This is a genomic window from Pseudomonas sp. Sample_24 (genome assembly GCF_004307605.1).
Taxonomy (GTDB): Bacteria; Pseudomonadota; Gammaproteobacteria; order Pseudomonadales; family Pseudomonadaceae; genus Aquipseudomonas.
The window spans coordinates 19470-45234 of sequence record NZ_RCNW01000492.1; the positions used below are offsets into that span (position 1 = coordinate 19470).

General features: G+C 55.4%; 28 protein-coding genes. 13 read left to right on the forward strand and 15 right to left on the reverse strand.

Features of this window, described 5'->3' with window-relative positions:
• Positions 1-425: 425 nt before the first annotated feature.
• From D8V06_RS28785 to D8V06_RS28805, 5 genes are all read left to right on the forward strand, one after another.
• A complete protein-coding gene (locus tag D8V06_RS28785) occupies positions 426-788 on the forward strand; it encodes a hypothetical protein (RefSeq protein ID WP_233428456.1) in 363 nt (120 codons plus the stop codon).
• The gene (locus tag D8V06_RS28790) at positions 788-2338 is read left to right on the forward strand and encodes a type IV secretion system DNA-binding domain-containing protein (RefSeq protein WP_016715832.1); all 1551 of its coding nucleotides are present in this window, start codon (positions 788-790) and stop codon (positions 2336-2338) included. The genes D8V06_RS28785 and D8V06_RS28790 overlap by 1 nt, the downstream gene beginning before the upstream one ends.
• Positions 2339-2349: 11 nt before the next feature.
• Positions 2350-5319, forward strand: a complete 2970-nt coding sequence (gene mobF / locus D8V06_RS28795) for a MobF family relaxase (protein WP_130932301.1) — start codon at positions 2350-2352, stop codon at positions 5317-5319.
• A 398-nt stretch (positions 5320-5717) separates the two neighbouring features.
• Entirely contained in the window at positions 5718-6431 is a 714-nt protein-coding gene (locus tag D8V06_RS28800) for a DNA-binding protein (protein ID WP_241667878.1), read from the forward strand.
• Between the two features lie 59 nt (positions 6432-6490).
• Positions 6491-7234, forward strand: coding sequence for a hypothetical protein (locus D8V06_RS28805; protein WP_241667879.1), 744 nt, complete (start codon positions 6491-6493; stop codon positions 7232-7234).
• A gap of 76 nt (positions 7235-7310) precedes the next feature.
• On the opposite strand, the gene D8V06_RS28810 is transcribed toward D8V06_RS28805, so the two are convergent.
• The 14 genes from D8V06_RS28810 to D8V06_RS28880 form a co-directional block, all read right to left on the reverse strand.
• A complete protein-coding gene (locus D8V06_RS28810; protein WP_130932302.1) occupies positions 7311-7940 on the reverse strand; it encodes a nuclease in 630 nt (209 codons plus the stop codon).
• 12 nt (positions 7941-7952) lie between these two features.
• Positions 7953-8525 carry a phospholipase D family protein gene (locus tag D8V06_RS28815; RefSeq protein ID WP_241667880.1) on the reverse strand — a complete coding sequence of 191 codons (573 nt, stop codon included), beginning with the start codon at positions 8523-8525 and terminating at the stop codon, positions 7953-7955.
• Positions 8515-8832 (reverse strand): TrbM/KikA/MpfK family conjugal transfer protein, encoded by a 318-nt coding sequence (locus D8V06_RS28820; protein ID WP_130932303.1) that lies wholly within the window; start codon positions 8830-8832, stop codon positions 8515-8517. Before D8V06_RS28820 ends, D8V06_RS28815 begins: the two co-directional genes overlap by 11 nt.
• Before the next feature lie 29 nt (positions 8833-8861).
• Positions 8862-9803: a lytic transglycosylase domain-containing protein gene (locus D8V06_RS28825; protein ID WP_130932304.1), complete on the reverse strand. Its 942-nt coding sequence runs from the start codon at positions 9801-9803 to the stop codon at positions 8862-8864.
• Complete coding sequence (gene virB11, locus D8V06_RS28830; protein ID WP_130932305.1) at positions 9787-10815, reverse strand: P-type DNA transfer ATPase VirB11; 1029 nt, start codon at positions 10813-10815, stop codon at positions 9787-9789. Before virB11 ends, D8V06_RS28825 begins: the two co-directional genes overlap by 17 nt.
• Positions 10816-10824: 9 nt before the next feature.
• Positions 10825-12099, reverse strand: a complete 1275-nt coding sequence (locus D8V06_RS28835; protein WP_130932306.1) for a TrbI/VirB10 family protein — start codon at positions 12097-12099, stop codon at positions 10825-10827.
• Positions 12100-12101: 2 nt separating this feature from the next.
• Positions 12102-12881, reverse strand: coding sequence for a TrbG/VirB9 family P-type conjugative transfer protein (locus D8V06_RS28840; protein WP_130932307.1), 780 nt, complete (start codon positions 12879-12881; stop codon positions 12102-12104).
• Positions 12882-12906: 25 nt separating this feature from the next.
• Positions 12907-13572: a type IV secretion system protein gene (locus D8V06_RS28845; RefSeq protein WP_016715822.1), complete on the reverse strand. Its 666-nt coding sequence runs from the start codon at positions 13570-13572 to the stop codon at positions 12907-12909.
• Positions 13572-14432 carry a type IV secretion system protein gene (locus D8V06_RS28850; protein ID WP_130932308.1) on the reverse strand — a complete coding sequence of 287 codons (861 nt, stop codon included), beginning with the start codon at positions 14430-14432 and terminating at the stop codon, positions 13572-13574. The genes D8V06_RS28845 and D8V06_RS28850 overlap by 1 nt, the downstream gene beginning before the upstream one ends.
• Positions 14420-14809 (reverse strand): hypothetical protein, encoded by a 390-nt coding sequence (locus D8V06_RS28855; RefSeq protein WP_130932309.1) that lies wholly within the window; start codon positions 14807-14809, stop codon positions 14420-14422. Before D8V06_RS28855 ends, D8V06_RS28850 begins: the two co-directional genes overlap by 13 nt.
• Positions 14802-15014 (reverse strand): hypothetical protein, encoded by a 213-nt coding sequence (locus D8V06_RS28860; protein ID WP_130932310.1) that lies wholly within the window; start codon positions 15012-15014, stop codon positions 14802-14804. Before D8V06_RS28860 ends, D8V06_RS28855 begins: the two co-directional genes overlap by 8 nt.
• A gap of 29 nt (positions 15015-15043) precedes the next feature.
• Entirely contained in the window at positions 15044-15733 is a 690-nt protein-coding gene (locus D8V06_RS28865) for a type IV secretion system protein (RefSeq protein ID WP_240890481.1), read from the reverse strand.
• Positions 15730-18414 carry a type VI secretion protein gene (locus D8V06_RS28870; protein WP_130932311.1) on the reverse strand — a complete coding sequence of 895 codons (2685 nt, stop codon included), beginning with the start codon at positions 18412-18414 and terminating at the stop codon, positions 15730-15732. The genes D8V06_RS28865 and D8V06_RS28870 overlap by 4 nt, the downstream gene beginning before the upstream one ends.
• A 282-nt stretch (positions 18415-18696) precedes the next feature.
• On the reverse strand, positions 18697-19158 hold the full coding sequence (locus D8V06_RS28880; protein ID WP_130932312.1) for a TrbC/VirB2 family protein: 462 nt from the start codon (positions 19156-19158) through the stop codon (positions 18697-18699).
• A 983-nt stretch (positions 19159-20141) separates the two neighbouring features.
• Here D8V06_RS28880 and D8V06_RS28890 point away from each other — a divergent pair.
• The 8 genes from D8V06_RS28890 (at position 20142) to D8V06_RS28925 (ending at position 24886) form a co-directional block, all read left to right on the forward strand.
• Positions 20142-20909: a ParA family protein gene (locus tag D8V06_RS28890; RefSeq protein WP_130932314.1), complete on the forward strand. Its 768-nt coding sequence runs from the start codon at positions 20142-20144 to the stop codon at positions 20907-20909.
• Positions 20910-20919: 10 nt separating this feature from the next.
• Entirely contained in the window at positions 20920-21843 is a 924-nt protein-coding gene (locus D8V06_RS28895; protein WP_130932315.1) for a ParB/RepB/Spo0J family partition protein, read from the forward strand.
• Complete coding sequence (locus tag D8V06_RS28900) at positions 21840-22190, forward strand: TrfB-related DNA-binding protein (RefSeq protein WP_130932316.1); 351 nt, start codon at positions 21840-21842, stop codon at positions 22188-22190. The genes D8V06_RS28895 and D8V06_RS28900 overlap by 4 nt, the downstream gene beginning before the upstream one ends.
• Positions 22187-22594 (forward strand): hypothetical protein, encoded by a 408-nt coding sequence (locus D8V06_RS28905; protein ID WP_130906393.1) that lies wholly within the window; start codon positions 22187-22189, stop codon positions 22592-22594. The genes D8V06_RS28900 and D8V06_RS28905 overlap by 4 nt, the downstream gene beginning before the upstream one ends.
• 28 nt (positions 22595-22622) lie before the next feature.
• Positions 22623-22829 carry a hypothetical protein gene (locus D8V06_RS28910; protein ID WP_130906394.1) on the forward strand — a complete coding sequence of 69 codons (207 nt, stop codon included), beginning with the start codon at positions 22623-22625 and terminating at the stop codon, positions 22827-22829.
• Positions 22826-23074 carry an antirestriction protein ArdR gene (locus tag D8V06_RS28915; protein ID WP_130906395.1) on the forward strand — a complete coding sequence of 83 codons (249 nt, stop codon included), beginning with the start codon at positions 22826-22828 and terminating at the stop codon, positions 23072-23074. The genes D8V06_RS28910 and D8V06_RS28915 overlap by 4 nt, the downstream gene beginning before the upstream one ends.
• 142 nt (positions 23075-23216) lie before the next feature.
• Entirely contained in the window at positions 23217-23849 is a 633-nt protein-coding gene (locus D8V06_RS28920) for a recombinase family protein (protein ID WP_130932317.1), read from the forward strand.
• A gap of 491 nt (positions 23850-24340) precedes the next feature.
• Entirely contained in the window at positions 24341-24886 is a 546-nt protein-coding gene (locus D8V06_RS28925; protein WP_130932318.1) for a helix-turn-helix domain-containing protein, read from the forward strand.
• A 154-nt stretch (positions 24887-25040) separates the two neighbouring features.
• Here the strand turns inward: D8V06_RS28925 and rpoS are convergent.
• The coding region (rpoS, locus tag D8V06_RS28930; RefSeq protein ID WP_130932319.1) for an RNA polymerase sigma factor RpoS at positions 25041-25765 on the reverse strand (725 nt) is incomplete at its 5' end.

Below are 25765 nucleotides of genomic sequence, written 5' to 3' on the forward strand. Positions count from 1 at the left end.
ATCTACGTGCATCCTACTCACCCCCTATCTGTAGTCAAGCTAAACCCTAACTGCAATCACTATGGAGCCTTACAGCACCCATTCTGCACCTACTTTGTATCCCCCCTGCTACGGCCTTCGGCCTAGGCACTGAATACGCCCTCTTAAGAGCATGATTTTTGATCCTTAACAGGATCAAAATCTCAATACACAACACGCACCACCCTGGCGGGAGGTGTGGCCCGCGTAAACTACGGGCTACAGCGCAATTGCCGCGTAATGCAGCGTGATACGTTTGTATTACAGATATACCATACAAGCCATATTTTACTAGCATTTTGTGTAGTACGTTTGTTATACAAGATGTCAGAAACAAAAAACTCCCGTTTCAGGGAGGTTTTCAACCGCCAAAAGGGGGCACCGTGGGGAAGACAGTACCGATACGTTTGAACGATCAGCAGCTGGCCAGGGTCGAGGAATCGGCTGCTTTGGCAGGCTATAAACACCTGTCTACGTACATGCGTGATCGCCTGCTTGAGCCGTCCAAAACCGACAGTCACCAAGGCGGCGTAGACCAATGGGCCGACCAGCAGCGCACCTTGGCTTTGCTCGAATCACTCGACCAGGCCCAGGCGACGAATCGAACCATTCTGGCCATCGTGGTCTACCTGCTGCGACAGAACAGTACACAAGGAAAGCTCAACGAATTGCGGGCCGAACTTTCCGCATTGGTAAGCAACGAGGAAGTGTTAGCCACCCTACTGCCGGAGTTGGCTAAGGACATAGAACGTCTATCAGGAGAGGACTGATGCACAAACAAGATGTTGAAAACGCGACAATGACGGCAGGCATAGGGTTGCCGTTGGCTGGTTGGCTCGGCGGCGCTCACCTCGCGCAAATGCCATTCACCCCATTCCCCGACGCCCTTCGGGAGACAATCCACCAGACACTGCAGAACCCCATCATGGCCAGTTGCACGGTGGCCAGCGTCGCGGCGGCTGGGGCGCTGGTCTACTACCTCAATGAGTATTGCGACGATGGCTTTCGAGGCGAACGCTTCCAGCAACACTTGCGGGGATCGCGCATTCGCAACTGGCATTTCGTAGACAGCAAGGTACGCACTCGAAACGGCCAAACCAATCGGCAGCGGCGCAAGAAAGGCATGCCGAAACTCGACCCGATCATGATCGGCAAAGTACCGATGCCGCTGCACCTTGAAGACCGTAACACCATGATCTGCGCGTCCATCGGTGCGGGTAAATCCGTGTCCATGGAAAGCATGATGGCCTCGGCGCTGAAGCGCGGTGACAAGCTGGCCGTGGTCGATCCAAACGGGACGTTCTACTCGAAATTCAGCTTCAAGGGCGACGTGATTCTCAACCCATTCGACGCTCGTTCAGCCGGTTGGACGCTGTTCAATGAGATCAAAGGTGTCCACGACTTTGACCGCATGGCCAAGTCGATCATCCCGCCGCAGGTCGATCCAGGCGATGAGCAATGGTGTGCGTATGCGCGTGACGTGCTGGCCGACACCATGCGCAAGCTCAAGGAAACCAACAACCCGAACCAGGACACGCTGGTAAATCTACTGGTACGGGAAGACGGCGACACCATCCGGGCGTTCCTGGCCAACACGGACTCCGAAGGGTACTTCCGCGACAACGCCGAAAAGGCGATTGCCAGCATCCAGTTCATGATGAACAAGTACATTCGCCCGTTGCGCTTCATGACCAAGGGCAACTTTTCCATCCACAAATGGGTGACAGATCCAGACGCGGGCAACCTGTATATCACCTGGCGGGAGGACATGCGTTCGACCATGCAGCCGCTGGTAGCCATGTGGATCGACACCATCTGCGCAACGATCCTCAGTTACGAACCCATGACCGGGAAACGCCTCTGGCTGTTTCTGGACGAGCTGCAATCGCTTGGCAAACTTGAGTCCTTTGTGCCCGCTGCAACCAAAGGCCGTAAGCACGGCCTGCGCATGGTCGGCAGCCTGCAGGATTGGTCGCAGCTCATTGCCAGTTATGGCAAGGAGGATGCCGAAACAGTGCTCTCTTGCTTCCGAAATTACGTCATCCTCGCCGCCGCGAACGCCGAAACAGCGATCAAGGCCAGTGCGATCCTCGGCGAGCAGGAGGTTAGGCGCGCCCGGGTTTCGTTTACTGCAGGACGCCAAACGCGAGCGCAGGAGATCAAGAAAGAATACGTGGTGATGGCCTCCGAAATTTCCAACCTCAACGACCTTGAGGCCTATCTGAAATTCGGTGAAGACTTCCCAATCACCAAGATCAAGCTGCCCTATGTCGATCACAAAGAACGGGCACCGTCCATCGTCATAGCCGGTCAGGCATAACGGGGGTCGGCATGTTCAACGTCACGCCCATCAAGGGAAACAACCAGTATGCGGCAGCGCACTATTTTTCTGCCGCAGATGACTACTACGCGAAGGAATCGCCGGGCGAGTGGCAAGGCGAAGGTGCCGAAAGACTCGGTTTGACCGGCCCGATCGACAGCGTGGAGCTGGCCAAACTGCTCGATGGAAAGCTACCGAACGGCAAGCGCATAGCAACCACCTTCGACCCGAAGTCCGGCAAGAAGCGCATGGGCCTGGATCTGACATTCTCAGCGCCGAAATCTGTCTCGATGCAGGCACTTGTCGCCGGCGACAAATCAGTTGTCCTCGCCCATGATCGCGCAGTGACCAAGGCCATGGAGCACGTTGAAAAGCTTGCTCAAGCTCGCCGCAAGGAACAGGGCAAGACCATGCGGGAGCGAACGGGGAACATGGTCATTGGCAAATTTCGCCATGAAATGAGCCGTGGTAAAGATCCGCAGATGCACACCCACGCCGTGGTCATGAACATGACACAGCGGGCCGATGGCGAATGGCGCGCCTTGTTCAATGACGACATTTTTGTGGTTCAGCACGAAGTTGACGCCATGTACAAAGGCCTGTTGGCCTATGAGCTGCGCGAGCTGGGCTACGAAATCCGTGTGCTGGACAACGAAGGCAACTTCGAGCTGAACCACATCACCCGCGAACAGATCGAGGCATTCTCAGGCCGTAGCAAGGTCATTGAGGATGCGTTGGCCAAAGACGGAAAGACTCGCGCAGACGCAACCACCCTCGAAAAGCAGATCATCGCCATGGCGACCAGGCCGCGCAAGGATGAGCGCGACGCCGAGCTGGTGAAACAGTATTGGGTCACGAAAAGCCGCGAGCTGGGGATCGACTACGGCGCGCGCAGTCGGCTTGATGGCCGCGAGTATGGCGAGAGCCGCGCTGAACCAGGTGCGCGAGTTCACGCCGATTCCAATCTACCCACCGGCATGACACCCGGCCAAGCCGTGGTGCAGTACGCAATCAATCACCTGACCGAACGTGAGCAGGTCGTCGGCGAGCAGGATATGAAAACCGTCGCGCTTCGCCGTGCGGTTGGCTTGGCCACACCCGACCAAGTTTCTGCAGAGATTGACCGTCTGGTGAAGCAGGGAACGCTGATCGAATCGACACCGGCCTACAAGATGGCCAAGGGATCCGCAGAAGACCCGGTGCTGTCTCCTGCAGGTTGGCAATCCCACCTGAAGGAGTTGAAAGGCTGGACAGACAAACAAGCGCAGCAGTACGTGGCCAAGGCCATCGACCGGGGTTCATTGGTCGCGGCGGAAAAGCGCTACACCACGCAGAAAGGGCTGAAGCGAGAAAAGGCGATTCTCGCCATCGAGCGTACAGGCCGGGGCCAGATCGCGCCGCTCATGTCTCAGGAGCAGGTAGCCAAAGCACTCGAAGGCTCGACCCTCACCACTGGCCAGCGGCAAGCGGTCGAGACCATTGTCAGCACCCCGAATAGGTTCGTCGGAATCCAGGGCGATGCCGGTACCGGAAAAACCTACTCCGTGGATCGAGCGGTGCAACTGCTTTCCTCGGTCAACGAGGCGATGAACCACGGCAAGACAGAAGATCAGCCCGGCTATCGGATCCTTGCATTGGCTCCCTATGGCAACCAAGTCGCAGCACTCAAGAATGAGGGACTGGACGCGCACACGCTGGCCAGCTTCTTCCATACCAAGGACAAGAAACTGGACGAGCGAACCATCATCGTCCTCGATGAGGCCGGTGTGGTCGGCGCTCGCCAGATGGAACAACTGATGCGCCTAGTTGAGAAGTCGGGTGCTCGCTTGGTTCAACTGGGCGACACCAAGCAAACCGAAGCTATCGAGGCGGGTAAACCGTTCGCCCAGCTTCAGCAAAACGGCATGCAGACCGCTCGAATCAAAGAGATTCAGCGGCAGAAAGACCCCGAGCTGAAACGGGCCGTCGAGCACGCCGCCGATGGTAATACCCCACTTTCGCTGCAGCACATCAAACACATTGAGGAACTGCGCAACCCTTCCGAGCGGCACCAGGCCATTGTGAACGACTACGTTCGCCTCACTGACCAGGAGCGCAAAGAGGTGTTGATCGTCGCGGGCACGAACAAGGATCGCAAAGAAATCAACACGCTGGCCCGCCGAGCTTTGGGGCTGGAGGGGACAGGGGCCAAGTTCGATACGCTGAACCGTGTAGACATGACCCAGGCAGAACGCCGCTATGCCCCGGCCTACAAAGCGGGAATGCTGATCCAGCCGGAGAAGGACTACAAAAAAGCGGGCCTGATGCGGGGCGAAACCTACACGGTGAAGCAGGCACTGCCGGGGAACATCCTCATTGTGACCGGCGCCGATGGAAATCCCATCCAGTTCAACCCGCGCCAGGTAACGAAACTCAGTGTGTACAAGCACGAACGCCCCGAGCTGGCCATGGGCGACCTAGTTCGGATCACCCGGAACGATCCGGCTCTTGACCTCACCAACGGCGACCGGATGCGCGTAGTCAGTACGCAAAACGGTTTGATCGAGCTGGCATCGATCAAAGAGCGCAACGGCAAACCTGAGCGAGTAGTGAAGCTGCCAGCGAACAAGCCGTTGCACCTAGAGCACGCCTATTCGGCGACGGTGCATAGTGCGCAGGGGCTGACCAACGACCGGGTAATGATCTCGATCAACACCAAGAGCCGAACCACCTCGCTCAACCTGTTCTATGTGGCGATCAGCCGGGCGCGGCTGGAGGCGCGTGTATACACCGACGCTATTGCCGGACTACCAGCAGCCATTGCCAAGCGCTACGACAAAACCACCGCTTTGAGCCTGCAGAAAGAGCGTGAAATGATGCGCCTGCAGAAACCGCACGCACTCAAAACCATCGCGGATGGCGCAACCAATGAGCGCGCCCTGGAGCGGAAACAGCGAGTGCAACCCGCGACACCAAGCGAGGGCAGAGAGCGTACAAAGTAGGATGAACAAAGCCCCGGAAGGGGCTTTTTTTCGCGTGCGAGAATTGCTGCCATGGCGCATGAGAGGAAATTTTCTTGGAATTTCAGTCAAAAACTCGCCTTTCGTGAACCAATAAATGAATCTTAAAGACTTTAATAAATCTGTTTAACTCATTGTTTTTAAAGTAATTTTTCAAACATTTTTTTTATAGCTCGATCACCTTATTCTAGAGAGAGGTGTGCGAGATCGTTATAAAGACCACATCCCAAGTCATTTGAGATCTGGCTAATGAACAGTTTTCGCAAAGCAGTAGAAGCATTGGAACGCCTCGCTACTAACGCAGATCGCTTAGTACCGCTGGTTCTGTCACTAGCAGTGTTCGCTGCTATCGTCGTCATCGGAATGCAGGGGGTTTGGAAATGAGATTGCTGCCTTGGGTGCGGATGCCCGCGATATGGATTAAGGAGGGAGGTCTGCGCGACTTTGGCTGGTCAAACCAAGCCAAGGCGTCCCGATCAACCGCGATTGCAGCATTGCAGCTGTACATCGCCCTGCTGACCCAGGCTGAAGAACAATGGAGGGGAAACGACTGCCTGCTAATAGCCGAGCTGACTTACACACGCTTGATGGAAATTACAGGCTTGAGCCGACAGCTCGTTGCTGCTGGCTTGGAAGGACTGGTTGTTACAGGCAGGATCAAAAGCGAAAAGGATGGCCGCAAATGCAGGTACGTCCTTGTGGGTTATGACTTCACCGGCAACTGGTGCAAGCTGCCCTCAAGGCCGCTTTATAACGTCTTGAAGAACACTCAAATCGAGCCTTTCCAGATGTTCCAAAAGCGATCTGTCTGTGAACTCGACGCGCTGAAGCTCTTTCTCTACTTTGCTTTTGCGCGGGACAACAAGACCATGTTCACGATGGCATCGTTTGAAACCATCAGCGAAAAGACCGGTGTGGCTGAGAAGCGGATTCCCAGGGCAAACGCCTTTTTGATCAACTGCGGGCTACTCGCAAACCTATCGCGTGAACACTCGGAAGACGTTAAGAAAAAAGAGCCGAACAAGTATTTCATGCGTGGGTATCGAGAGCTTTTCACGGGACAAAAAGCAGCACCGGCACCGGCCCCAGCCTGACAGGCCGCACGCTTAGCGTACAATCTTGTCCGTTTCCTCTATCGTCCCCCAAAGAATGTATGACCGCTGACTGGAAAAACATCGGATTGCCCAAGTGGTACGACTGCAAGCTTGGCCGGATGAAGGATCGAACATTGGCCAGGTTGGTCGGGACGACACAGCACAGGATCCGACAGCGCCGCCTGATGTTCGGCATCGCGGCCTATACGGTCGACCAGGTGATTGAACCGTTCCGTGATTTGCTGGGGGTTGAATCCGACCCGGCTATTGCCGCTCGATGCGGTGTGTCCGTTTCCAGTGTGACGACCTACCGCGAGTCGCAGGGCATACCGCCCAGACCTCGACCGACGCCGAGAAAGCAACGGATCCCGGCAAACCATCCAGTCAGACCCTACAAGGCGTTGTTGGGCCTTGTGACTGACCAGGACATAGCCAAGCTTTCAGGCGCTACCGTCGCCACAGTCAAAGCATTGCGCGAAGCATTCGGCTTCGGGCCTGCTGCCCCCCTACCTGAGTCGCCGAACCCCGTCCCGCTTCCAAACTATCAAGGGCCGTGGCTTGGGTTCGAGTCGCTATTTGGCACCATGTCTTCGGCGAAGATCAGTCGCGCAGTGGGCGTGCCATTTTCGGTGGTCGAACAGCGGCGGGAGTTTTTGGGCATCAAGCCCTATCAGCGGGTGTCGCGGGTAGCTCGTTACGAGCATCTGCTTGGGATGGTATCCAACAACGTGTTGGCAAAGCTGGCGGGTGTGGCACCGTCACGCATTGCGGACATTCGCAAGAGCAAGGGGCATAACTGCTGATCTACAAAAAAGGGAGCCTACCGGCTCCCTTGAAAGTGTGTCATGCGCTGTGTTGGCCAGCTACGGCTCGTTAAGGTCAAAAGCCCTTCCCACCAAAGCCTTTCGGCTGGTGCGAATGCTCCTTCCGTTCGTGCTGAAGCTGACGCTCTTGCACAATGCCTACCCCGGCGAATGGGTAGCGTATCGAAAGATCCTTGCCAGCATGCAGGATCCCGGCCTTGGCGCTGCTCAGAGCTGCACGTTCATGTGCAATGTGAACGGTCTTCTGTCCGTCGCTGACAGCTTGGATTACCTGGTTGCCCTGGAAGCCAAGGATCTTGCCCTCGTAGGTCTGACCACGCTCAGCATTCTTAATGGCAGGCATATCCATCGGTTTGGAAACGGCCAGAGCTTCGGCAGGCTTGCCAGCGGCAGCACCAGAAGGCCCCGATTTTTGCAGCTCCAGCGCTTCCTTGAACGAGGTTTTGAAGTCGGCAGCGCCTGGCATGTTGTCGAATGGCAGATCCTTGTAATACTGGCTACCTTCCTTGCCCACCTGCGCGAATACGCGAGCGCCGCCGCCTTGCTGAACGGTCATCACAGTCTTGTCGGAAAGCTCGGCCTTGAACCAGGCAGCGCCCGCTTCCTTCGGATCGGTGAACGTCTGCAGCTCCTTGTCTTTCTGGAACAGTTGGTACGTGGTCTGGTCAGTGTTTTGCTTTTCCATATGCGTTTCCTCTCAGTATTTCGCCTTGAAGGCGATTCCTTGATCCCAGCGGCTTTGCCAATGGTTCAAGTAGGTTTCAGCGAGCGCCGGGTCATTCCAGACCACTAATGCGTTTTCGCTGTTGCTCTTGGCCGCTGCAGCGGTGAAGTTGAAACTGCCCGTTTCGACCGTCATACCGTCCACCACCATGAACTTGTCGTGATGAATGGCGTACGCATCGACAGTGCGAGTCGGTATCCCTGCTTTCGCCAGAAGCGTCAGTGCATGGCGAGCGGCTGACGTGCGTTGTTCCTGCAGGTTGCTGCGATGGTCAGCGACAACGGCAACATCGACCCCGCGCTGTTTCGCAGCGATCAGCGCACGGGTTACGTCCGGGTTGGTGAACACGTAAGCAGACAGGCGAATAGAGCTGCTTGCTACCTCAATGGTTCGCAGCACCAGTTTTTGCGCCGATCCCTCCGGTGAAAAGCCGACTTCAATACGCCGGGGGCCATCTACTGCAGCGGCTAGGGCCAGCGTCTGAACGCTGGCCCCCGCGATCAATGCAAACGCCAATGCCAATGGCTTGAGCACACTAGAAGCCATTCGGGACGCTCCCCCAAATGTCGTTGGCCTTCTTGGCCAGGCCCTCATCGTCCTTGCACGAAGCAACCGCGTCTCCTCGGGCTGCTTTCGTACGCGACGGGCTGAAATTGCCGTGCTTGTAACGCTTAATGCCGAAATAGTTTTTGATGTACTTGTCGCAGTCGCCATCGCGGGTCATGCCCAGCAGGCAGAGCACTGCGCCACAAGCATCCGGGTCGCTGTCATGCCCATATGGGAGGTCGGTAGCGTTGGCAGCACCGGACAAAAACAACGCACCGAGCAGCGCAGCAAATGGAAGTTTTTTCATAAATCCCCCTTTTCTCGCGTGCGAGAAATTCAGTTGATGATCTGTACGAAAGAAGGTGCTGCCTGGGCTTGGGCTTGCACCGGAGCCGGAGCTGGAGCCGCTGCAGGTGCTGCGAGCGGCTGGTCAAAGCGCTGGAATCGCTGATCGCTTTCAGGAACATCGGTGTTCAGGTGAACCTGCACCTTGGGTTGTTCTGGCGCCTGAGCTTGTCCAGTAGTCGCACTCTGGAAAGCCACGGCCTGCACTGGCGCCACTTGTTGGCCGTTTTCGTCGGTCACAATCACCCACGGGCCACTCTGTTGCTGTGAGGCTCTACGAGCACGCACAGGCGCCTTGCTTGCCCCTTGCGACGGAACGGCCATGGCAATCGCCTCATCACCATCCAGCGCCTCTACAGCTGGCACAATTGGATCGGCGGCAGTGGGATTGAGAGCACCGGTAACAACCTTTTCCACATACGATGGATCGCCAGGCTTGTCCGGCTGGTATCCACGGGTGCGGTTGCCGCTGTAGTACATCGAGAACGAATCACGCAACGCTTCTTGCGGTTGAGCGCCCGAAGTCAGCGCTTTGGTGTAGTTCTTCACCATGAGATCGCTGATTGCCTTGAGGTTCTGGCAAGGCTCAAAGGCTTCGGCATAGGTCATGCCCATGGCGCGCATGTTGGTGACCAGGAGCTGGCCGATTCCCACCGAGAAACGCTGACCCTCCCGCTCCAGTCGTTCAGCGGTGGCCACCGCCTCGCGCAACGACTGGGGCTGACGCTCCAGCCGTCCACCTACAACCCCAATTGCATAGGGGTTGTAGGTCGATTCATTACCGATCAGGGACTTCAGCGTTTGCTGGTGAACTGTCGGTGCACACTTCGCCGCCAGTTCAGAGAAAGGCATAGGGGCAGGCTCGGCCCAGGCCTGGCCGACTGTACAAGCCAGAGCCAGCATCGTTACCGCGAACTTAGGCAGCTTTTGCATATTGCACCTCCGAAATGTAGCGGCGACCGTCGAAGCCGTATTCCCACTGAATGACTACATCGATCAGTTGCCGCGAATACTCGACCAGTTGGTTCTTGGTCATATCCGCACCACCTCGGGCAGCCATTGAGGCCAACCGGTCAAACATCATTTCCGGAGAGTCCGCGTGTATCGAGGACAGCGAGCCGCTGTGACCGGTGTTGAGCAATTCCAGAAACGGGAATGCCTCACCGCCGCGAATCTCGCCCATGATTGCCCGGTCGGGCGTCAGCCGGAGGATCGATTCAAGCAAGTCGAACGGCGTCACCTTGGCGCGACCTTGGGCGCCGCGCGAATAGAGCAGGTGAACCGCGTTCCGGGCTGGTATACGGATCTCACGGGTGTCTTCAATCGTGACAATCCGCTCATGTGGATCAATGTGCTGCAGCATTCCGTTAAGCCAGGTGGTTTTACCGGCGTTGGTGCCTGCAGAAATCATGATGTTCTTGCGGGCCTTGATGATGCCGATGAAAAACTCTTTCCAGCGCTTGGCCCGGTACAGCTCTATCAAGTGATCGTCTGAATAGTCGGAGTGCGCCCGAGGTTTGTTGATGTGCTCGAACGCGCCAAATTCCTCGTACTCTTTCAAGGTGATCTGCGTGATTCCTGGCTTACGGATACAAACGATGCCGCCAATGTGCTGCTCAACAGCGGGAGCCAGCACAACCTGGACGCGGTAATCACCGCGCTGGTTGTCTGCTACGCCATCCGCAAGATTGATCGGGATACGGCCCGACAGGATCGGCGTACTGGTATCAACCTTTTGGTCGGTATGCGCAGCGATTACCTCACCAAGCGAGGTAATCAGCGGAACGGTCACACCCTCGATCTGCACTGGCTGCATGAACCGATGGCCGCGAAAACCGGCCCAGACATTGTCCGGGCCGTTGATCGCAATTTCGGAAACTTCAGGATCATCCAGCAGCGTGACTAGATTTCTCAGCTTGGAACGGAAAGATGCAATAACAGACATACCGCTTCCTCACTGGATGTAGGTCACGCCGCCATTGCTGGCGTGCTCGATCTCTTTCTTGAAATGCGAGCTGAAATCCAGATCGCGCTGCAGGTAGATCACCACACGCGAACCGTGCGGGACGGTCAGCGTTGGTTGAATATTGGCGTAGCGACCCAGGATCGTCTGAGCAGAGTCAGCCGCGGCTTCCTGCACCTCAGAGCGATAGCGCGAAGACGAGTTTTCCTGATCGCCGGACGAAACCCCGGAATTCGAGGCACCGGCCCCAATGATCGACACCGCTGCAGCAACACCAAAAATCTGCGCCCAGTGGTTGTCGACAATGCCACCTTGGCCAGCGGTGCCGAGTTGGTCAGCACCACCGCTGTTGATGGCAATTTCCATCGCAGGCCTGCCAGGCAGGACAGGCGTGCGCAACCAGTTCCAGATCGTGAACAAGCGTTCCTGTCCTGGTCGCAGAGTCGCGTTGTAGCTGCCACAAACGGTCGAACCCCATGGGATCATGACCCGACGACCTACTGCCGCATAAACGTCCTGCTGAATGTCTACGCAGACCTGGCCCGGCAACTGGCTGACGGCGCGAGGTTGAAGAACACCCTCGATCACCGCGCCTTGCAAAACCTTGTACTCAAGATTTTCCAACTGACGACCCGTTGAAACCGGCACGCCATCGGAGAAGGTCGATGCCGCGTAAGCGTCGTTTGCATTGGTCGGTGTCGAAGGGCCATTGTCCCCCCCAAGCGATGAGCCAGATCCACCCTGTTGGCCACCTGCTCCATCCTTGAAGCCGTCCTCTTTCGCACTGGCGAAAATGGCCGACCGCTGACGAGCTGCAAGCATCTTCTGCCGCTCCAGCTCCATCTGCATTTCCAACGCTTGCCGCCGCTTTTCTTCTTCACTCAAGCCGGTTTGTTGGTTCTGCCGATCCACCACCGAGCGCGGCGTATCAGCAGGAGCAGACGAGCCGTCATTGCTAACGGGGCTTACCTTTGCCGCCTCACGTTTCGGCGAAGGATCCAACACACGCTTGGGCGATGCTGCGACCACTTCTTCTTTCTTCAAGCCGCCCGTAGCTTTGCTATCGCCGTTGTTGTTCAGCCAGTAAACGAAGCCCAACCCCGCCACGGTTGCGACGATCAGCGCAATGCCGGTCGCTTTGTTGGAGCCGCCTTTGGCCTTCAACATCGAGTTGGATTGCGATTCGTTCCACTCGCGAATTTCGTCCTCGCGAGTTTTCTCCGTCGCTTGTTTTTCAGGGGTCTGCTTGTTGTCTTCAGTGGCCATGCTTATGCCCCTCCGCCGTCACGGGCACCACGGGTAACAGTGCGTTTGTAGGGATTCACCAGGTTCTGCACACACACGTAGGAATTGCCGTCACGCAAAACAAACATGCTGTCCAGGCGCTCAACGACCACGTAGTCACCCTCACGACGCTTGTTGACCATCGCCTCGGTGCCATCCGGCAGCACGCGGTAGAACTGCGGCATGTCGGCACCTTTCTTGAGCAGGAACTTGGTGAACTGGCCATCGTCCATCACCGACTGCAGGCCGATTGCGTCCTTGTCACCCGAAAAGCCGTAGTTGATGTTCGGCTCGCTCGCGGTGCCGGAGCTGGCCACCGGCGCTGGCTCATTGCTTTTGAACTCGGAGTAGGTGGCCACCCGACTGGTCGGATAGATGAAGCGCACCAGGTACGACTGGCCAGCAGTTTTTTTGGTGCTGCCCAGCTGGAAGTAATAGGTGCGTTTGCTGGTGATAACGGTCAGGTTAGTGTCCGCATTTTCTTCAACCGGCTTGAGGAAAAGCCGGTTGCGGAATGGGATGGTTTGCCAGGCGATGGTATCGCCGAGTGCAACAACCTTGACCATTTCGTCTGCTTCGAATTCCAGCGAAGTTTGATAGTTGTACGTCCCTACCAGTTCATAAACTTGGTTCGGGTCGTAAGGAACTTGTTTTACCCGGCTATCGCTCATAAGCGGCTTTGGCAACTTTGCGGCATGTGCGATGCCACCCGCAAAACACAAACTCAGGGCGATAGCGGTCGGCAGAATGCAGTTTTTCTTCATGATCAGTTTCCTTGAATTGAATGAATTACCGGCGGCTCAGTTCTTCACTCTTACGGTAGACAGTAGCCAATGTTCCGAGCGGGTTTACCCAACGGTCGCCAAGTGCTCTTGGCTTCAGTGTGTTATCGATTTTTACGTTTGCCACGTAGTTGGTAACAACCGGGTCTTTCGTACCCCACTTGTGCAGATAGGATCTAAACGAAACCTGATACACGTCTCCGACTTTGTTCATCCCATACGCCTGAGCTTCAATCCAGTCCTTCGCATCAAGCGTCAGGTACGGATTATCAGGGTTTTCCGGGTTGATCAGTTGTTCATATTCCCGAGCAATGTCCGGCGTGATGAACAAGTGGCACGCATCGGACAGCTGCTGTTTACGTTTCGGATCGAACGTATTACATGCACCCACAAAGTCATACAGAGCACCTTGAATCAACGCATCTTCAGAAGACACGTTGTCTTGGTCGATAACGCGCATCTTCAAAACCTCACCATCCGCACCGATGGTCGCAACCACAGGAATGACGGTGTGGATCTCTGCCAGCGCGGCTACCGCTATGCCCAGCCCGAGAATGGCAACGGCCTGGATGCCATTGAGGTAGAACGAACGGTTGCGTTCTTGCTTGGTTTTCTGACCTTCGCGCAAGGCCTTGCGGCGCAGCTGTTCGTCATTCTTAAACGTCTTGTCCATTAGCGACGTACTCCCAAAGTTCTGATAGCCATCATTACAAGCGAGGATCCTTGCACCGCTGCACCCGAAGACAGTGCCGCCGCCCAGCCACGCACTTGCAACATGCAGATAATCAAGACGCCTTCAACGATCAGGATCGTTCCGTACTGTTGCGCGGTCATTAGTGCTGCATCGCTGATAGTGGCGGTTTGCGCGACTTCATTGATTGCATCCCCGAAAACCGAATAACCGAAACGAATAATGGCGATGGACAGAATGTAGATAAGCGAGAAGTTCAGCATCTTGCTTAACCAGTTCATGCCCCATTGCCGAGTCTCCGAAAAGAAGAAGAACGCGATCAAGATCGGAAGAATCGCCATGCTGATAGCAGCACCAAACTTTGCAATCAGCATGTTCAGAATGGCGACCACAAACAGAATGCAGTTAATCAAGAAAAGACCGTAGCCCATCAGGATCATCGCAAACTGACGCCAACTAACATTCATCAGAACGCTGGCAACCTTCCCCACGTTTACATACAGCGCGTCGAGCATCGAAGTGGTAGTGCTACCGCCACTCATAATTTTCGCGGCAACCGACTCAGTGAACGTGCCCCATGCCTGGTAAAACACAGCCCCGCCACTACCCCAGTTCAAAGTGAGAAAGATCAATGATGTGAGCATTGCCCTTTTCGTAATGTCCCAGTATTTGATGGATTGGCCGTTGTAGATCGAAAGCCCCAACGCGACCCAGTACCCAACAGCAACGACATAGACCAGTGGTGAAACCAGCTCCGCAAGGTTGGGAAATACTTCGGCGACGAAACTTGTCGTTACTTCGTCCGTAGCCCCGATCAGACCTTCGAGAGTCAGCTGCGCCATGGATTCGATGCCCCATATACACCCTTGAAGTGCGAGATCACCTCTGGAGAGCGGAAGTCTTCAGCGCTTACGGTCGCACCGGTCTGCGCCTTGATTTCTCGTGCTGTTTTCTGAATGCAACCCTGTACCAGGGCACCACCGTAGGACGACGACTGCATGTAGATCTCTGCAAAGCAGGTGCCCGGGAACCAGTCGCCAACATCCTTTTTGGTTGCCTTCAGCAGCGGATTTTCCAAGGTGGCCACCGGCGCCGTGGGTGCTTCACCATCGACCGGCGAGGTCGAAAAGTAGGACGAGGTGTTGATGTAAACCAGCCCGCCGACCACGACCACACCGACGCAAACAGAGAGGATATGGTGCAGCTTGAACTTAAGCATTGGTGCGCTCCTGGTCAGCGGTTACGAACGGGGTGAACTGGCAAGCGCATGGTGACTTGTCCAGCTTGGCGGTGTTGGTGACACAGCCGGAGGCTGCGCCGACCAGTACCGCCAGAACGATTACCTTCCAGAGCTTGGCGATCAGCCACAGCGGCCCCCAGACTGGGGTGGTGATAATTTTGAGCATCAGCAGGATTGCTTTCATTTCAGATCTCCTTTTCTCGCACGCGAGAATTACTGTTCAGTCCAGCGAAAGAATTTCTCGTTATCCGCAGTGGCCTGGTTTTCAGCGTTGTTCAGGTTCGCCTGCAGGTTCATGTTCAACGCCTGCAGCTTCGACTGGGCCGAGGCCAACATGCCGTTTTCAGCAGAAATGCGGTTCTGCAGGTCAGCGGCATCCTTGGCGTTTGTGGTCATATCCACTTGACGCGAGAGGGTGGCCAGGTTGTTCAGATGCACCTGCACTTCGCTGTAGAGCGCATCGCCACCGGACATGGCTGCGCGAACGGCATCAGAACTGAGCTGGTAGCCTTGGGCGCGTTGGCCTTGTGGGTTGGCAAACAACTCTTGCGGCAAGGTCTTGATCAATTCCTCGTAGTACGACTGCTTGCTGCCATACGCACCGGAGCCTTGCCGTGCAACGACCTCTTGCCAGGAACCCGGCACGACCGAAGCCGAGTTGATCGAGTCGTTCAGGCCGATGGCACCACGGCCATAGGAACCTTCGAGGTTGCGCAGGATGTTGCCTTGGGTCTGATACGAGTCTTTCAGCGTCTCGAATTGTTCCCGCAGCACAACAAGCTGTTGAGCCAGGGCCGCCCAGGTTCCGGCGTCACCAGTAGGAACGCCGGTAGCATTCACTTGGCCGCTCACAGCCATGGCCACTGCCACCGCGAGGCCGATTTTCTTCATAGTTGCCATCATTTGACCGCCTTCAGGTTGTGGGTGTTTTTCGCTTTGGCTTCCGCCATAAAGACAGGAACCCATTGCTCAGGGTCGTCGGTGCCCAGGCGCTTGATGATGGAATCCATCAAGGCGACACCAACATCGTTTGAGGACAGCACCGGGATAAAGTCGGACAGGTTTTCGTCATCCACTTCGGAAGTCAGATCGAAAACCGCCCTGATCGACTCCTTCCCGCGACGGATCAGAAACTTGCGGGAAGCCTGGCCGATCTCACGAATCCACTTACGTTCTGCGACGGTCAGGTTTTGATGGTCTTCATCAGTGGCCGCGTCGTTCGACAGGTAGATCTTGGTAGAGGTCTGCTTGTCGATTGAGTCGGTTTCACTGCGGAAGTACTTCGCATCAGGGGTGACGAAGATAATCAGCCCGTTTTTGCGGCGGATCTGCATGATGAAGTTGTCGATTCGCTTCTTCCAATAATCGTTCTTCACCAGGTTTTGCCCTTCCTCCAGTACCAGGATGAAAGGGGTGCCATCCATCGCTTGCTCAATACGGTGGAGCGGGTAGCTCAGGACGACCGGCAGTTCAGGCCGTGCCTCACCGCCCTTGAGCAGTTCCATCATTTCAAAGCAGTAGTGCCGGGAAGTGGTCAGGTCGATAGAGTCGTGTTGATTGTCGAACACACCAGCGTTCGCACCAGTCACGCCCTTGGCGCCGTGCCAGATGGCCATAATGTCTGCCAGCTCACCCTGGCCATACGTCCACACCACATTGCGCAACCGCCGATCCTCATACGGCAGCGAGTAGTTTTCATCTACCAGGGCCTTGAAGCGCTTAATGTCGTCAGAGTCAGCCGGTGTAGGGGCGTAGCACTGACGCATCTGCACCTGCAGATCGACCAGAAACGCCCGGTTCTCAGCCGTGTCCGGCAGCTTGAAAGGATTCCAGTTCATGCCGCTGTGCGGGGAAAGCGTGGTGTGTACCCCGCCCATTGCCTTCATGAACACCTTCGCGCCGAAGCGGTTATCGAACCAGAACACTCGCGGCCCGGCTTTGTCGGCCTCACAAACCATCGCCGAAATCAGCGTGGTCTTACCTGAGCCGGTGTCCGCTGCAACTGCGGTGTGCCCTGCAACCATCCCTTCCAGCTCGCGGTGAAAGTTGAAGTTGTAAGACGTGCCGCTTTCGGTTTCAAAAGCCGTGATCGCAGGCCCCCACAAGTTGCCGTCGCGACGGCCCCTTGCGAAGTTGTGCAGCGAAGCGAACCCGGCGAAGTTGCTCGATTTGATCTTCCCACGACGACCGATCAAGGCCTCTTGTTGGCCAGGCAGCTGCGACCAGAAGAAGGTTTCTAGGGCCATCCACTCACGAACAGATTTGACGTTCAGGTCGACAAAGCATCCCTCGATCAAACCAACAGCTTTATCCAGCGCTTTGTTGTTCGCTTTGCGATGGTCATCGGAGTCCATTGGCAGCGAAGGCACATGAACGAAGATCGTCAGGTGATGCAGGCCATTGACCGTATCGCCACGGCGCAGAGCACGAATGCCTTCAGTCAGTTCCTGGCTGTCATCGTTGGAAATCCCGTGTGTATCCGATACGGTCAGTCGGCGTTGTTCATCGACCATCGACGACTCGGCTTCAATCCGGTTCGAGAAGAAGAACGATTGCGTGATGATGAATTCCACCGGCTGCTGCAGGAACTTGTTCATCATTCGCGATGGCGTCTTACGCGGCCACTCGGCCATGCTCAACACCGCTCCGATTCTCGAACTGGTGCTACCCCGAACTTCACACATCGTTGCCAACACGCGGAAATTGAGTCGTGCGTATGGCAACATTTCGCAGATTTTCTGATCGCTCACAGGGATCTTGCGATCCTCAAGGTTGATCAGGTAGTGGAAGAACGAGCTGAGTTCGGAGAATTCTTCCCCCAGGTAATCGAGGACAACTTCAGCAGGGTATTGAGCTTGATCCCCAACCACCTTTTTGAATTCATCCCAGCTCCACCGGAAACGGCTGACAGCATCAAAGGCCTGGTCACGGCCCATGAACGTGGTGGAGCAAACCGGGTGCCGCTGGATCTGCAGCCGGGTAGCGCCGTACTCAGAAAGGCCGCGCAACAGCAGGTTTGACGCCTTGTAAAGATCGTCCGCCATTTCCTCGAAGGATTCAGCATCCTGCTTGTTAGCACTGGTGCCCGTGATGAGCGCAATTCCTCGATCCATGATCCCTGGCATACCGGCACGGAAGCGGCTACGCACCAACGAGATATAGATCTCGTTGACATAGAAGCCTTTGCTCTCGTAGCGCTTACGCCAGGCCGCATTGAACTGCTTGGAGAACCAAGTGGAACCCTGCCCTTCAGGGAAATCAAACACCTTGCGGCGGACTACATGCACATACAGCGCAAGGTCGCTGGAAGCGATAGTGCGCAGCACGGTATTACGGCGAACTTCAAACTGTTTAACCTGTTCGTCAGACAAAGAGTCAAAGAGCAAGCCGTCAATTTTGACAACTTGCACCAACGAACTTTCCTTGGTCATAACTGTTTCGTCATCGTAATGGTAATCATACGGCACCATTTCGCTAACTTGCAGTTCCAAGAGATCTTGCTCGGATCCCTCTGGATGTTGAACACCAAGAGAGAGATCAAGGTTTTGCGTCAGCTTTTTAAAAGCTTTATCAACGAGGCGCATAACTCCGATACCCCCAAACTTTCCGATTCTGTGAGGCGCGCAAGCGGAAAGCTGCTTGCATAACCCCGAACAAATAAACGTCTTTGCTGCAGATGTAGTAAGACGCGCCAAACAGAACAGGTATTAATGCAACCGGCCATAGCGAACGAATCAGCAGTGCAGCTATGAGCGGTGCGAAGATGCTTATGAGTACGCTCGACATCGTGAAGGCGCCGACCATGGATGGCCGGGCCATCGCAACGACGAGCACCTCCCCTTCATCGGGTTTGTGCTCGCCTGTAGTCATAGCGAGTTCGCCGCGCCGTTCTTGATCTCGGTAACGATGTTCGGTGCGAAGAACACCAGGAAGATACCCGCGACCGCCCAGCCAAAGGCAGACCAGGAGATATGGCCGGACTTGGCTTTGTAGCCAGTAATCACGATGGCCAAGATGCCGAGGTAGTAACCGATATCGAAAATCAGGAAGCTGACAACATCTTTAAACAGGTTGGTCAGCGAACTGAAGTTCAGCGCCGCGTTAGCGACTTCGGGTAGGAGACTGATGGAGAACAGCGACCCCAGGAGCAGGGTCTTTTCAGCTTTTGCTGTCCAGTCCTTGCGCATCAGAGCCGCATGGCTCGGTTGTTTCTGCGCGAACAGACTACGGAGGGAAGTTACAGCCTTGCTCTGTTGTAGCCGGGTGGCCCAGGAAAGCTTGTTGTTTTTTACTTCATGACAAACCATTTTCCCAGATTCGAGTTGCATACCTTTGCCTCATCTATGTCATGACGGGGGAACCCCGTACGTTACAGTTATTACGTTATTAGGGTTGTTAGGGCAGGTTTCCTTTATGAAGTCGATAGCGGTATCGGCATTCTTAAATAGTCTGGTTTTCCCTAACGCAGTTACTACAGTGAACATCTGTCCAGTAGATGGACTTTCAATGATTAATATCCATTTCCTCCCGTCGCTCTGAATTAGTTCTTTTAAGTGAACTCGATAGTCAGGTTGAGCGAAGGCGAAAACCGTCAGTTCTTTCTTATCTAGGCTCTGCATCATGTCCTCTGGATAGCTGGTCGCTAAAAACAGAGCGGATACTGGAGCTGTCGAGGATTTTCTTCTAGATCCCACCTCGCCTTTCTTCCCTCTTTCGAGTTTCGTAAGATGTTTTCCGTGTTTCGTGATTCACTTTAGACATTTCATTTCACGAAATCAACATTTCGTTGGTTTTATTTTTGGATCCGTTCGCTATAACAGGCACGGCAAAACCTCGAAACAAAGCTCGATACCAGTGAATTCCGCATAAGTGATTGAGTTTCAAACGGTTTTCCATGTTTACCGCTTAGCGCGTGTGTGATGGCTCCATGCCACGCGTAAAGAAAGGAAGGGAGTGAATAAACCAGCCCGCGCGTGTGACCGCACGAATATTGTTTTGTTCACTACGGAGGAAAGCTCTGACGAGCGGTAGTGATAGGAAGGGGGAACAGGGCTTGGCCGGGAGCCGCCCCGGACAAGCCCCTGGCCGTCCAAAGAGCGCGCAAGGAAACTGACCCCGCGCTACCAGGGAGCGGCGTGGCGCGAATTCTAGCAGCCAATCAGGGCTTTATCGCGTGCGAGAAACGCCGGTTTGCCCGCCCTTTTTCTCGCGTGCGAGAAAAACAAAGTAAACCCTTATTAGGGGTTGACTGAAGGGTTTACCGCCTGCACACTTGCCCCATAGTTCCACTATCGGACCAGCCGGAGATCACATGAAGATCATCACTGTAGCGAATCAGAAAGGCGGTGTAGGCAAGACCACCGTGGAGTGTCACTTGACCGCCTATGCAGCCGAAGAAGGGAAGCGTGTGCTGGTTGTCGACCTCGATGAAGGCGACCTGTCGCAGTTCTTTGCCGCTCTAGAGGACGGTGATGAAACGCCCTACCTCATGTCCAGTCAACTGTTCACCGGCAATCATGACGGTTATCAGCCGCGCCAGGTTGGCCCTAACACTTGGTTGATCGAAGCAGACGTGCCGCTGCTCGATGTGGACGATATGCCTCTTGATGTAATTCACCAGTTGCGGCCTGCCCTCGAACGCTTTGCCGGTGATTTTGACCTGTGCATGATCGACACCCCACCCAACCTGCAGCGTCGTATGGTCGCCGCTCTGACGGCTTCTGACGCGGTGGTCGCCCCCTTCAACATCAGTGCTTTCACCTTGGCTCGGCTGCCGAAACTGATGAACACCATCGAGACTGTGCAGGATCGGTACAACCCGGAACTGAAGTTCTTGGGTTACTTGCCGAACCTGGTCAACAGCCGATCACCAGAAGAAATTGATGCCCTCCCCGGTTTGCGCGAAGCCTACGGGGACTCGATGTTTGCTGAACAAATCATTTACCGGCCCTGCATCAACAAAGCCTTGGCCGCAGGCAATCCCGTCTGGTGGAAAGCTCGCAGCGGTAGCCAGCGCGAAGCCGGGAAAGAAATGAAACGGGCCTGCAAGGCTGTTCTCGATAAAGTTTTCACGGCTTGAGGGAGATCCCATGACTACGACAAAGAAACCGAACGCATTCGGGGGAGCAGTCAACAAGCTGTCTGACTTCCAAAAGCAGAAAGCCGTTCAGGAAGGCGAGCGCATCATCAAGGTCAACCCTGGTGAAGTTGAGTGCAAGCCACAGATCCGGGGGAAACAGAATCCGGGCTTCACTCAAGAGTCGCTGATGGAGCTGGGCGACGACATTGAGCAGAACGGTCAGGCAGAGCCTGCCATCCTCCGGCCTCACCCGAATCCTGAAAGCGGCTTCAAATATCTGATGGTAGCCGGTGAACGCCGACAGCGTTCATGCGCGTTCAAAGGCCTCCTGCTTGAAGCCGTTGTGCGCGATCTCACTGACGCCCAAGCGAAACGGATTCAACGCGCTGAAAACGTCCAGCGCGAGAACCTGACACAGCTTGAGGTAGCCCTTGCCCTCAAAGGAGACAAAGAGGAATTGGGCACCCTGCAGGCCGTCGCTGACGAGTGGAAAAAGAGCATCAGTTGGGTTGCTGAACGCCTCGCCTATCTTGATGCGGTAGAGCAGCCAGGCGCGAGCCGCACAGCCGTACAGAACGGGGTCACTGCCGATATATCCGTGGTCAATGACCTGGCCCGACTTGAACGGCTTGACCAAGCCGCAGCCGTCGAGCTGGTGCAGCGCGCCGAAGAAGATCCCGACCTCAATTTGCGCAACGAGGTTCGCACCCAGCTTCGCACCACGAAGGCACTGAGGATCAAACCCGGTGGCAAAGCCAAGACCGCGAAGCCTGCCGCCAACACGGACGAAGACACAGAACTCGACGTGCTGAAAGAACAGAACGCCGTCCTGGCCGAGCAGGTAAAGACTCTGGAGGCCGAAAAGGAATATCTCACCCAAGAGCTGGAAAAAGCCCGACAACAAATCGCTGAACAGTGGAAGCCAACAGAATGACTGGCCGCACCATTGACCAGGATCTACGGATACCGCTCGAAGACTTCGAGCGGATTCGCAGCAAGTCCAAGATGCACAGCCGTAGCCTCGACGTCGCCTTTGAAATCCTTGTCGAAGGCAAAAAGCTGGTCGCCGTGGCCACCGCTCACGGGCTGACCAAACAGCGAGCGATGGCCATCCGCGACAAGATCTATTCAGCCTATATGCTCCAGGCACCCGAAGGCTGGGCCTATGCGCAGATCTGCGCACCAGAGCAGATGATCGATCGTTTCGTAAAAGAGGCGGACGAAGAACGGTTGAAGTATTGGCAAAACAAATCCATGACGAAGAAGGATCACGAAGCATGACCGACAAACAGACCCTCGAAGCATTCGCCAAGCTGCTGGAGCCACTGGCGAAGTCCCTCAACGGCATTGACCGTTCCCTCTCGCTGTTGGCCGATCTCGAACTCGCTAAAGAGTTTCAACCCGACCCAGCGAAACGCCAGAGTCACTACGCCGAGATCAACGCCGCAGTAGCTGCAGATGCTGCAGCTTTTGAAGCCCTCGAAAAGGCCCGGGTAGAACGTGAAGCCATTGACCCACGCGGGCATGAGCAGTTGGTGAAAGAGAAAGGCGCGGAAGAAGCTGCCAGAATCCTTGCCCCAGTGAAAGCAGCCTTGGACGCTCGCGGGGAATCGCTGAAACATGAACAAAAAGTTCGCGACTCATTCCCCGCTCTGGATCGTATTCACCGGCGCCGCAACTCATAGCCCTCGCCTCCCTTTGGAGATCAGCCACATGGAACTGAGTGAGCAACATCCTTTGATTGGTAGAGCAGTGACGTTTCAGACCGATCTCACCTCATTCGGCACAGGCCAGATCATTGCCCTAGACCTGGCCACCGAACGAGTCAGCGTGATCGATGCCGAGGGGCAGCGCTGGAACGGCAACATGGATCAAATCGAGATTGAAGGAACAGCTGATCTAACGGAGGGAAAAACATGAGTCAGCTTATCGAGGCATTACGCACAACCGCCACTCAATGGCGTGCAGCCAACCAAGATCACCATGGCGGCGTAGTGCTGATCTGGAAAGATGCCGTGTATGGATGGAAAAACTGCTTGCGGGACGCAAGTCACGAACGCCCCGGCGCTTATGCCGTAGACGAGGCTGGCCATGTCTTCATCTCTGAAGGTGGTGACGATTACAACGGTGCCAAGTGCTGGGTTGCGATCAATCCCACTACCTGAACCCAGTGTGTATTTTTAGGGCATACCCGTGCTGAAACAGCCTTGAGTACATCACTCAGAGCTTTACTTCGATTACTGGTACGCCTAATTTGATACGTCAATAAGTGAACACTCAAACTGATACAACGAGGTGAAGTCCACCATGTTCATCCGTTCATACCTCCGCGCCTCGACCGTCGAGCAAGATGCAAACCGGGCCAATGCAGCGTTGGAGCAATTCGCCGCTGAACACGGACACCTTGTTGCCAACACATACACTGAGAACGTCAGCGGCACAGAAGCTGACAGGCCTGAATTGCTGCGCCTGCTCAAAGATGCACGAAAGGGGGATGTTCTTCTTGTCGAAAGCATCGACCGATTATCGCGCATGGAAGATCCTGACTGGCGAACACTCAAAGCCGCTATCGACTCAAAGGGTTTGCGAATCGTCGCCCTCGATCTGCCAACCAGCCACCTGGCAATGAGAACGAACCAAAACGACGAGTTCACCAGTCGTATGCTTGCAGCGATCAACAACATGATGGTCGAAATGATGGCCGCTATCGCTCGCAAGGACTATCAGCAGCGTCGAGAGAGGCAAGCACAGGGAATCGCGAAGGCCAAACAGGGAGGCGTCTACAAGGGCCGTCCTGCAGACCAGGACTTGCACAAACGTGTACGGGAACTGCTCGCTGCAAATTTTGGCATTCGTGCTGCAGCCAGGCACGCGAAATGCTCGGCAACCACTGTTCTCAAAATCCGTGACCAATTGAGCCGGTCGGAAGTGACTGACTAGCGAAGGCGCAGCCGTAGTCTGTCAGGCGCTTACGAGTGGCTGCTGCCGCAGGCGACGTTGCCTGATTAACAGCAAACGCAGAAGGTGACAGGTAGAGATCATGAGAGGCAGGAGTTGCGAACCCTTGATTTACGGGGCTTCCAGAGTAGTAGGTAGCTCAACATATGAGCGAACCCTCGGTCATCGTTGATGAACCAACCTCGCTCATAGCATGTGACCTAACCTAGCTCACCTAATGAGCTACCCCAAACCATGAGCGAACCCTCGCTCATCCTTGCTCGATAGCAAACAGCGATGAGCTACCCATAGCTCATACTGTGAGCTACCCCTAGTTCATTTCTTGATTGCTATCTAACAAGCCTGTGAGATATCGAACAAATTTGATCTACCCATAGAGCACGGTGTGAGCTACCCTTGGCTCATTCTTGCACGCTATCGAGCAAGATTTGAGAGATAGCGAACACAACTTGGATGTTCTGACAGGAGGGTCAATGTCTGACGAAATCCGCAACCTACACCAGCCCGCTCAACGCGGGACATGGGTGCAGACAGAGCGTGCTGGGCACGAAGCCTGGGCACAGCTCATAGCGCACGCTCCGCGTGCTGCTCAGCTGCTACACATCCTAGTTGCAAACATGGACAAAAGCGGTGCTCTGATCGCCAGCCAGGCTACATTGGCCAAGCTGATGGAAACCTCGACCGCTACCACCAAGCGGGCCTTGTCGGTGCTGATCGATCAGGCGTGGATTCAAACCATCAGGCTCGGTAGTGATCGAGGCGGTGCACTGGCGTACGTGGTCAATAGCCGAATCGCTTGGGCCGATAGCCGCGAGAACATCCGGTTTGCGCGTTTCAATGCGCGAGTGCTGGTGTCGTCGGAAGATCAAAGCGACCTTGGCACCGGAAAGCTGCTGAAAGCGCCTGTCATGGAACCAGGTGATATGCAGTTACCAGCCGGTGATGGCATGAACCCACCAGTTCAAGAAACATTGGAAGGCATGCTGCCTGATTTACCGTCGATCACGGACAAGGCCTAAAAACGACGAAACCCGCAGCACGGCAATGCTTGCGGGTTTCTAGGTTTCTGCGAAGGAGCAAAAGACCGTTCCGACATGCTACCCCAGCGCCCGGTTTTTTCCCACCACTCGTACCATTGCGAACAGTCGGGCTCTTTATGCTGAGTATGTCGTGCTACTGAAAAATCGACTCGCACGACAGGCCATTCTTCTCGAGAATCTCCCGAAGACGCTTTAGGCCTTCAACCTGAATCTGTCTGACCCGTTCCCGGGTCAGGCCAATTTCCAGGCCTACATCTTCAAGCGTGCTGCTTTCGTGCCCGCGCAGGCCGAAGCGGCGGATGACCACCTCGCGCTGCTTGTCGGTCAGTTCCGAGAGCCATTGATCGATGCTCTGGGACAGGTCGTCATCCTGCAACAGTTCGCATGGATCGGTCGGGCGATCATCGGTGAGTGTGTCCAGCAGCGTTTTATCCGAGTCCGGGCCCAGCGAGACGTCGACCGAAGAAACCCGTTCGTTAAGGCCGAGCATGCGCTTGACCTCTCCCACCGGTTTTTCCAGCAGGTTGGCGATTTCTTCGGGTGAGGGTTCATGGTCGAGTTTTTGCGTCAGCTCCCGCGCGGCCCGCAGGTACACATTCAGCTCCTTGACCACATGGATCGGCAGCCGGATGGTCCGGGTCTGATTCATGATTGCGCGCTCGATGGTCTGACGTATCCACCAGGTCGCGTAGGTCGAAAAGCGGAAGCCACGTTCAGGGTCGAACTTCTCTACCGCCCGGATCAGCCCGAGGTTGCCCTCTTCGATCAAGTCCAGCAGCGACAGGCCACGATTGACGTAGCGTCGGGCGATTTTCACCACCAGCCGCAAGTTACTTTCAATCATGCGTTTGCGCCCGG